The sequence below is a fragment of the Mesorhizobium sp. M7A.F.Ca.US.014.04.1.1 genome (assembly GCF_003998745.1).
GTDB classification, from domain to species: Bacteria; Pseudomonadota; Alphaproteobacteria; order Rhizobiales; family Rhizobiaceae; genus Mesorhizobium; species Mesorhizobium ciceri.
Window position 1 is genome coordinate 1 of the sequence record NZ_RZRW01000213.1, and the last position, 9150, is coordinate 9150.

Consider the following 9150-nt stretch of genomic DNA (forward strand, 5'->3'; position numbering starts at 1 on the left):
GTGCTGGCGTCGGTTTTGACGCTGGTCGTCGGCTCGATCTTTTTTGCCTCGCTCGGACACGATCCGCTGCCGACGCTCTACGCCTTCTTTGTCGAGCCGTTGAATTCCCTCAACGGTTTGTCGGAATGGCTGCTCAAGGCTTCGCCGCTGATCCTCATTGCGTGTGGGCTGGCTATCGGCTTCCGCGCCAATGTCTGGAACATCGGCGCCGAGGGCCAGTTCACCATGGGCGCGATTGCGGCGAGCGGCGTCGGTCTTTTCTGGCCGAACCCGGACAGCGTGCTGCTGTTGCCGTTGATGTTCGTTGCCGGCATGGGCGCCGGCATGGCATGGGCGGCGATCCCTGCCTTCCTGCGCGCCCGCATGAACACCAACGAGATCCTGGTCACGCTGATGATGACCTACATCGCGACGCTGTTCCTGTCCTATCTCGTGCATGGACCGTGGCGCGATCCGGCCGGTTTCAACTACCCGCAGACGGCACTTCTGCCGACAGCCGCCCTGTTCGAATCCTTCGACCCGGCCTATCGGCTCAACCCTTCGATCTTCATCACCGTCGTCGCCGTGTTCGTGATGTGGCTGTTCACTGACCGCAGCTTCCTTGGCTACAAGATGTCGGTGAGCGGAGCGGCACCGCTTGCCGCCCGCTATGCCGGCTTTCGCGAATCTGCCGCCGTCTGGATCGGGCTGATGGCGGGTGGTGCGGCCGCCGGCATCGCCGGCATGGCGGAAGCCGCCGGGCCGCTCGGCCAGCTCTCGCCGCAGATTTCGCCCGGCTACGGTTTCGCGGCCATCATCGTCGCCTTCATCGGCCGGCTGAACGCCTTCGGCATCGTGCTTGGCGGGCTGTTGATGTCGCTGCTTTTCCTCGGCGGCGAAGGCGTGCAGATGACGCTGGGCCTGCCCTCGGCGCTGACGCGCATCTTCCAGGGCATTCTTCTGTTCTTCCTGCTCGCCGCCGACTTCTTCATTTTTTATCGCATCCGCCTGATACGGCCGGCCCGAGACACGCACGCGCTGGAGACAGCCTGATGGACTTGATCATCGCCATCTTCACCGGCACCGTCATCGCCGCCACGCCGCTGATATTCGCGGCACTCGGCGAACTGGTGGTCGAGAAGTCCGGCGTGCTTAACCTTGGCATCGAAGGCATGATGCTGATGGGCGCGGCATTGGCTTTCTGGGCCGTAACCGCAGGCTATCCAATGCCGGTTGCGATCCTGGCCGGCGCCCTGGCAGGTGCCGCCGCCTCGCTGCTGTTCGGCGTTCTGGCACTGACCTTCCTCACCAATCAATATGCGGCCGGACTGGCGCTGGCCATCTTCGGTTCCGGCGTGTCGGCCTTCCTTGGCCGCGGCTTCGGCAGCGAGCCTATCGAGGCGCTGCACGGCATCAACGTCCCTGTTCTGTCCGATCTGCCGCTGATCGGTCCGTTGCTCTTCCGCTTCGATCCGATGGTCTACCTAGCTCTGGTGATGTTCGCTGCCATCAGCTGGTTTCTCTACCGCACGAAGGCCGGGCTGATCTTGCGAACGATCGGCGAGTCACCGCAGACATCGCATGCGATCGGCTATCCCGTGATCAGGATCCGCTACATGGCCGTGTTGTTTGGCGGGGCGATGGCTGGCCTGGCGGGCGCCTATCTGTCCGTCGCCTACACACCGCTCTGGGTCGAGAACATGACTGCCGGCAAAGGCTGGATCGCACTGGCGCTGGTGGTTTTCGCCACATGGCGCCCGCTGCGCATCCTGCTTGGCGCCTGGCTGTTCGGCGGCATGACGATCCTCCAGCTGCAGGGACAGGCGCTCGGACTGGAAGTGCCGTCCGAACTGCTCTCGGCCCTGCCCTATCTCGCGACAATCATCGTTCTGGTGCTGATCTCGCGAAACCGGCAAATGCTGGCGCTGCACTTCCCGGCTTCGCTAGCAAAGCCTTTCCGTCCGGCGGGTTGAGCAGCAGGGTCTATTCCCTGTTGTAGGGAATGCCGAGCGCCACGGGCTGATGGGTGCGCGACCGCAAGCCCGCAAGCAGCACAAGTGACGCCACATAGGGCAAGACGAGGAACAGCTGGTGGGGGACAGGAATCCCCACCACTTGCGCATGGATGCCCAACGCCTCCAGAAACGCGAAGATGAAGATCGCTCCAACGATCCGGAACGGCATCCAGTTGCCGGCGATGATCGCGACCACGACCAGCCAGCCGCGGCCGGCAATGAGATCGGGAACGAACTTGTCCGAATAGCCAAGCATCAGGAAGGCGCCGCCGAAGCCGGACATCATGCTGCCGAACATGATCGCGAGGCACTGCCTGAGGCCGACGTGCAGGCCCTTGACGTCAAGCGCCTTCGGATTTTCGCCGACACAGCGCACCTCAAGGCCGTATTTCGTTCGGTAGAGAAAGAACCAGACGAGGATGGGCACCAGGAAGCTGACATAGGTCAGCAGGCGTTGGGAAAACAGCACCGGTCCCAGGATTGGAATATCCGACAGATAGGGGATCGGAACCTGGTCGAAGCCGATGAAGGTCGGCGCCTCGCGACCGCCAATATAGGCCTGGAACCAGAACAGCGTCACGCCCGATGCCAGGAGATTAAGGGCAAGGCCGGCTACGAATTGCTCGGCCTTCAAAACAATCGTGACGAACGACATGATCAGGCTGCTCGCGGCGCAGGCCAGGATGGCTATCGCCAGAGCCAGCCAAGGCGATCCGGTTGTCGAGGCAACCATGTAGGCGACAATGGCGCCAATCAGCATGGTGCCTTCGACAGCGATGTTCCAGATGCCCGCGCGCTGCGTGACAAGTTCGCCCATTGCCGAAAAAAGCAATGGCGTGGCAATGCGGACCATCGCCGCCAGGAGGCTTATCAGAAGCGGGCCCTGCAGCAGCTCAAGCATGGACTTCCCTCCTCACGATCTGAAGGCGCGTTGCGACGGCGGCACTGAGAAAGAACAAAAGCACCAGCCCTTCCATCGCCGACACCAGGCCTGCCGGCGTGCCACTCTTCAGCCGCATGTAGATCGTGCCGCTTTCCAGCGCGCCGAAGAACAGGGCGGCGATCATCACGCCGCTCGGGCGCAGTCCTCCCACCATGGCAACGACGATCCCCGAACTGCCGATGCCAAGCAGCGTCTCGGCACGCAGCCGGTGCGAGACACCGAAAAGCTCGCCGGCGCCAGCCAGTCCCGCCAGGGCCCCCGACATCAGCATGACGGTCAGCAGAAGCCGGCGCACATTGGTGCCGCGAAACGTCAGCGCGGTCGGGTTTGAGCCGAACGCGCGGATTTCGTAGCCCAGCGACGTCTTGTCGAGCAGCACCGCTGCGAATGCCGAGGCGGCGAGAGCGAACAGGAAGCCGACATGCAGCTTTCCCGCCCCAACAGCCAAGAGGATCGGCCACTCCAGACTTGGATCGATGGGCGGCGACTGGTGATAGGATACGGTCACGCCTGTCGCCATCCAGGGGCCGCCATCGAGAAGGTAGGCGAGCAGGTACATGACGACGTAATTCAGCATCACCGTCGAAATGATCTCGCTGGTGCCGAACCTGGTTTTCAGTGCGCCGGCCAACAGGCCGAGCACGCCGCCGCCCGCCATTCCGGCCAGCGCGAGTGTGCAGACGGCCAGCCAGCCTGGCAATGGCGCTATCCAGAAACTCACCCAATAGGCGGCCATCGCGCCGGCGAACACCTGCCCCTCCTGGCCGATGTTCCAGATCTTGGCCCTGAATGCGAACACCGTGCCCAGCCCGACAAGCAACAGCGGGGTCGCCTTCGCCAGCGAACCGAGCAATGCGCCTTGGCTGCCGAATGCGCCGACGATCAGGGCCGTGAAGGCCCTTGCAGGATCGCCGCCGGAAAGCCTCAGCAAAACAGCGGAAGCCAGGAGAGCACCTGATATCGCCGCCGAATAGCAGACGACGTTCCATCCCAGGCTGCTGCCCGAGCGTCGTTGAAATGAAATCATTGAATTCCCTGCGTAAGCTGGCTGGCATCGCCTGCCATCATCATTCCAAGTTCGAGGAGGCTGGTCTCCTCGGGTCGCACGATGCCCATGATCCGGCCCTTGAACATGACCGCTATGCGATCGCAAAGGCGCAGCAGGTCTTCGAGTTCCTCTGAGGCCAGGAGGATCGCAAAGCCCGCGGCCCGCTTTTCCAGGATTTTCTCGTAGACGAATTCGGAGGCCGCAACGTCGAGCCCTCGCGTCGGCTGGTTGGCCAGCAACAGCCGCCGCGCATGCTGGAACTCGCGGGCAAGAATGACACGCTGCGCGTTGCCCCCCGACAGTCGCTCCACCGGGAGGTCCGCCGAGGCGGTCGCGACCTTGTATTCGTCGATCTTGCGCCTCGCCAACTCAGCCAGTTTGCGGCGATCGAGGAACGGACCACGACAATATTCCGGCGATCGCTGCCAGCCGAGGACAAGGTTTTCGGCGGTTCCGAACTCCGGGATCAACCCTTCGAGGAAACGATCGTCCGGAATGAAACCCACGCCGCTGTCGAGAATCTGGCGAGACGTCGGCGCGGTGACCGGGCTTCCTTCCAGCGAGAAACCGCCCGATTGAAGCGCGCGGACTCCCATCAGTACCTCGAACAGTTCCTTCTGGCCGTTGCCGGCAACGCCAGCCAGCCCGAGAACCTCGTTGGCGGCGACGGTAAACGTCACGTCCTTGAGGACATCCTCGCCCCATTCGCCAACCGCCGACACCTTTTCGACCGAGAGGATTTCTCCCGCCGGCGTGACGGAATTGTCCCTGACGTTTTTCGTCACCTTGTGCCCGACCATGAGGGCGGTAATCGCCTCGGCTGTCGTATTGGCGGTGTCCACCGTAGCGACGACCTTGCCTTTGCGCAGGATGGTGACCCTGTCGGATTGCATCACCTCGCGCAGCTTGTGACTGATCAGGACAATCGACAATCCACGCTTGCGCATCCCATCAAGGATGACGAAGAGCTGGTCGGATTGCTGCGGCGTCAGGACCGCCGTCGGTTCGTCCAGGATCAGCAGCTCGGCACCGAAATAGAGTGCTTTGAGGATTTCCACCCATTGCTGTTCACCGACCGACAATTGCCAGATTTCGCGATCGAGGTCGATGTCGATGCCGCAGTCCCTGCAGAGGCCGAGAACCCTGCGGCGGGCATCGGCCTTCCTCAGCAGCAACCCGACATCGGCACTGCCGACGATGATGTTTTCGAGCACGGTGAAGTTCGACACCAGCACGAAATGCTGGTGAACCATGCCGATGCCTAACCGCAAGGCATCGGCGGGAGAGCTCAATTCCACCACCTCGCCCTTGAAGCGTATCTCGCCGCTATCGGCTTTGTAGTAGCCGTAGAGGCAGGACGACAGCGTCGACTTGCCTGCCCCGTTTTCACCGAAAAGGCAGTGGATCTCACCCTTGCGGATATCGAGATTAACCCCGTCATTGGCAATGACGCTGCCAAATCGCTTGGTAAGGTTCTGAACGTTCAGCAGGTCTTCCATTGGGTCGCACCGGGCTGCCTGGTTGATGTGTCTTACTTCACCTCGGCGGTGTTGAGCGGAACGACAAACTTGCCGGAAAGAATCTCCTGCCGCTTGGCAGATATTTCGCCCTTCACCGCCTGCGGGATCTTGCCGTCGAAATCATGATAGGGTGCGATGTCGGTGCCGCCTTCGGCCATCGAAAACCATTTCGGTTCGGCGTTGCCATTGAATTGCGCACCGGCCTTGTGTTTCAGCCATTCGCCGATGATCCAGTTGAGATCGGGCTTCCAGCTGATGATGGCGCTGGACGCAATGGCGTCGGGCGCGACCTTGCTCTGGTCGTTGATGTTGGCGAAGCACATGATCTTGTGCTCCTGGCAGGGCTTGAAATTGTCGGTCAGCATGAAAACGACGTCGGCGCCGGCCGCGATCTGCACATTGGCATGCTCAGCCGCCAGCGCATTGTCGGACCACGAGCCGATGAACGAAAGCCGATGCTGGATGTCCGGCCTGATCGACTTTGCACCCTCGAAGAACGCATTGATCTGGTCGTTGACGTCATTGGCTGGAAAGGTGCCGACGATGCCAACCATGCCTGTCTTGGTGGTATGGCCAGCCAGCATCCCAAGCAGGTAGGAAGGCTCATGCAGCCGCTTGTAGATCCAGTATTGATTTGGCCCGGCTGGGTGATTGCCGGAGCCGGTGACAACAAACATCAGGTCGGGGAACTCGACACTCAGCTTCTGGACCTGGTCCGAATAGGTGCCATGGCCCCAGATGATGTCGTATTCACCACTCTCTGCGTAGAAACGCATGGCGTTCTCAGCATCGTCTCCGTACAGCGGATCGGTATGTTCCCATGCAATCTCCAGCCCCTCGGGCCTTTCCTGTTTCAGTTGCTCAAGCGCGTCGAGCAGTGTCCGGTCCCAGCCGACGTCAGGCAGGTCCTGCAGGATAACAGCCAGTTTCAGCGTCTTTGGGACATCCGCGAATGAGCGTACAAGCCCCGACAGAAGCAGGGCGCCCGCCGTGCCCAGGATTGCCGTGCGTCGCGTAATGGTATTCGTCATCGCTTGATCCTCTCATTCCAGTCCGAGAACTGTCCAATGCCGCCCTGTCGTCATCCGGATGTTCTTGTCTTTTCCGGTTGCCTACTTGGAGGCGGCGATCGCCTGGACAACGTCCCCATGGCGTTGTTGGCAGCCGGTCTTCCGGCTTAGGTCCGAAACTTCCACGGCGAAGGTCGGCTAACAATGGCTGCGATTTCTTTCGCGCATATCCACAATTAATCATGTCCGAAAATGCGCCCATGACTAGAGCATAGTGCCGAAAAGTGTGAAGCGGTTTTCACGGACAAACGGAAACCGTTTGTCCAGACATCATGCTCTATCTCTTTGATCTAGAGGCGGATTCCGATTTCAGGTCGATTCGACCTGAAATAATCCGGCTCTAGTGTGCGCCGATACCGTTGCCGGCCACGACGCCATAACGCAGGCCCCTTTCGCGCAGCCAGCGGCGGTAGGCGGCCGACGCGGCGTCGGCGCGGATCGGCACCTCGGAACGGGAATCCAGCGGCAGCCTCTTCGGAACCTGATTCTCCAGGATCGGCTTGTCCTGACCCAGGATGGTCTGATGAAATCGCCTCCTCGACACAGGCGACGACATGCCAGTCGTTGAGCGCAACGGGATCGAGATGAGAGAAATTGCTCATGGTGCTGTCCAGCCTGGAATGTCTGTTGTCGGCGAACGGATCTGGCCAAGGCGCGACCGGCAACCAGGTTGCAAGACATCGGTCCGTTGCCTGACGCCGGATCAACCCTGATTGCCCGACAATTCATTTGTGCCTGGAAAACCGCCATGTCCGCTCTTGAGGAAAGCATATCGCCAGTTCACCCGCCCGGTTCTGGAGGCAATGCTTGCCTCGTCACCCGGAGGCACGTGGGCAACCATCAGGCGTTGCGCTTCTGCTCTCTGAGCTCGGTCGGTGAACAGTCGAACGCCAGCTTGACCTGCCGCGAGAAATGATAGGGGTTCTTGTAGCCGACCTGGTAGGCGATCTCGCTGATCGACAGTCCTGTCCGCTGCAGCAGATGCGTGCCGTAATCGAGGCGGCAACGCCACAGATATTTGGCCGGCGTCATGCCGAGATGTTTCTTGAACGCCGAGACCAGATATTGCGGACTGACGCGCACCTGCTGCGCCACCCGCTCGATCGACAGATCGGCGGCAAAGTTCTCTTCGAGGAAACGGCGTGCCTGCAGGATCGTCTGCGGGATCGGCCGCTCCGCCTCGATCACCTCGGCCTCGTAGATGAAGGCGTGGAGCAAGGCGTTGGTCAGCGACTCGCGAACACCACTGCGGCCGCCACGCTCGCCGAGGCCAAGATCAACACCCAACTGCATGAGGGTGTGGACCATCGGCGAGGCGACGATGAACGGCGCGAACTTCTCGCGCTCCTTGTACAGCCACGCCGCGTTCTGCGGCCGGCCATCGCACCAGCTGACATGGGTCAGCGTTTCCGGCGCCACCGACGTCATGTAGCGATCACGCGTGAGCGACAGAGCACATTGTCCTGCCTCCAGTTGCAGGACGCTGTCATCCGCCTCGAGCGTCAGGGATCCGACGTGGACAAGCATGAAGGCCAGATAGTCGCCACCGATCGGCCCGTAGTCGCCGCCATTCTCATAGGTTAGTTCGCCGAAGGTGTTCTCGCGGCTAAGGTCGATCGGTGGCAGGCGCATATCGGCTTCCCCCTGTCAGACTGCCGGTGCCATGCAAATGAAGTCGATCCGCGTTCCGGCTGCGTCTCCAATTGTCGAAGCTATGGCCTCGTGACGCAAGATACCGCCAATCAACCTGCTCATGGCGGCAGACCGATGCTTCCACGCGCACAGGCCCAGGCTAGCCGAGGCGATCCGCCAGGCCAGAGAGGCCGCCCTTGAACGCTCGCTGGTCAACGGCTTGTCGAGATCGACGTCGAGCCGCGCTGGCCAGTCGTCGTCACTCGGGTGGGATCACACTGGTGGACATAGCCGGAATGAAGGGCGCCTTGGTCAAAGGCGCCCTTCGCATCGGCGGCGCGCTTCGGTCCTGGAGGTACGGACTCAAGCATTTTGAGAGGAGCCACCCGATGAGCTCACTGGGCCGGCTTGCCCAGCGAGCATTCGTATATTTCGGCGAAGTGCTACAACAATCCGCTAGAAGTCGCGCTGGAAGCGGAGGAGGCCGCCGACGCTATTCTCTTTCGTAGCGCCGACCCAGTTACGGTTGTCAATCTGGCCAAACTTGCCATCGTGGTTATAGTCAACTTCGGCCGTGACCGTGAAGCCGGGGACGACATCGTAGGCAACGTTTGCCGCGACACCGTAATTCTTGTCATCGTCAGCGGAAACCTGGAGATTGAACGAGGTCTTCTCGTTGAACTTGTAGGTGCCGCCTCCCCAGACTGCCCAGTTGCCGCCCCACTGCTTATAGAAGTTGCGGTCGATGTTCTTGTCGGTGCCGTAGCCGGCCATCAAGAACAGAGACAGAGCGCTCGAAGCGTTCACGTCCAAGCGAACCTTGCCGGCATATTCTTCGAAGGTGCTGTCATAAGCAGCGACGCCCGTGATCGCGCCCCAGCCCTGCGTGTACTTCACGCCGCCGACGACATGCGGGACATAGCTGTCGATCGTGTCGTAACCC

At 61.1% G+C, this 9150-nt stretch carries 8 protein-coding genes and 1 pseudogene; 2 read left to right on the top strand and 7 right to left on the bottom strand.

Translation table 11 applies throughout. The features are described 5' to 3' along the window. A partial coding sequence (locus EOA22_RS15940; RefSeq protein WP_164755483.1) for an ABC transporter permease occupies window positions 1-1032 on the top strand: 1032 nt, incomplete at its 5' end. After that, complete coding sequence (locus EOA22_RS15945; RefSeq protein WP_082826540.1) at window positions 1032-1952, top strand: ABC transporter permease; 921 nt, start codon at window positions 1032-1034, stop codon at window positions 1950-1952. The genes EOA22_RS15940 and EOA22_RS15945, both read left to right, overlap by 1 nt. Window positions 1953-1962: 10 nt before the next feature. Here the strand turns inward: EOA22_RS15945 and EOA22_RS15950 are convergent, their stop codons facing one another. The 7 genes and pseudogenes from EOA22_RS15950 to EOA22_RS15980 all read right to left on the bottom strand — a co-directional run. After that, complete coding sequence (locus tag EOA22_RS15950) at window positions 1963-2895, bottom strand: ABC transporter permease (protein ID WP_013529890.1); 933 nt, start codon at window positions 2893-2895, stop codon at window positions 1963-1965. Next, complete coding sequence (locus tag EOA22_RS15955; RefSeq protein ID WP_013529889.1) at window positions 2888-3964, bottom strand: ABC transporter permease; 1077 nt, start codon at window positions 3962-3964, stop codon at window positions 2888-2890. The genes EOA22_RS15950 and EOA22_RS15955 overlap by 8 nt, the downstream gene beginning before the upstream one ends. After that, window positions 3961-5484, bottom strand: coding sequence for an ABC transporter ATP-binding protein (locus EOA22_RS15960; protein WP_013529888.1), 1524 nt, complete (start codon window positions 5482-5484; stop codon window positions 3961-3963). The genes EOA22_RS15955 and EOA22_RS15960 overlap by 4 nt, the downstream gene beginning before the upstream one ends. A gap of 32 nt (window positions 5485-5516) precedes the next feature. Continuing rightward, on the bottom strand, window positions 5517-6536 hold the full coding sequence (locus EOA22_RS15965; RefSeq protein ID WP_013529887.1) for a BMP family protein: 1020 nt from the start codon (window positions 6534-6536) through the stop codon (window positions 5517-5519). A 379-nt stretch (window positions 6537-6915) separates the two neighbouring features. Continuing rightward, window positions 6916-7107: pseudogene (locus EOA22_RS15970) on the bottom strand (aromatic ring-hydroxylating dioxygenase subunit alpha); the annotation flags it as partial. A gap of 308 nt (window positions 7108-7415) precedes the next feature. Next, window positions 7416-8207: an AraC family transcriptional regulator gene (locus EOA22_RS15975; RefSeq protein WP_013529886.1), complete on the bottom strand. Its 792-nt coding sequence runs from the start codon at window positions 8205-8207 to the stop codon at window positions 7416-7418. 456 nt (window positions 8208-8663) lie between these two features. Continuing rightward, window positions 8664-9150, bottom strand: a 487-nt coding sequence (locus tag EOA22_RS15980; protein ID WP_164755485.1) for a porin, incomplete at its 5' end; no start/stop codon positions are given.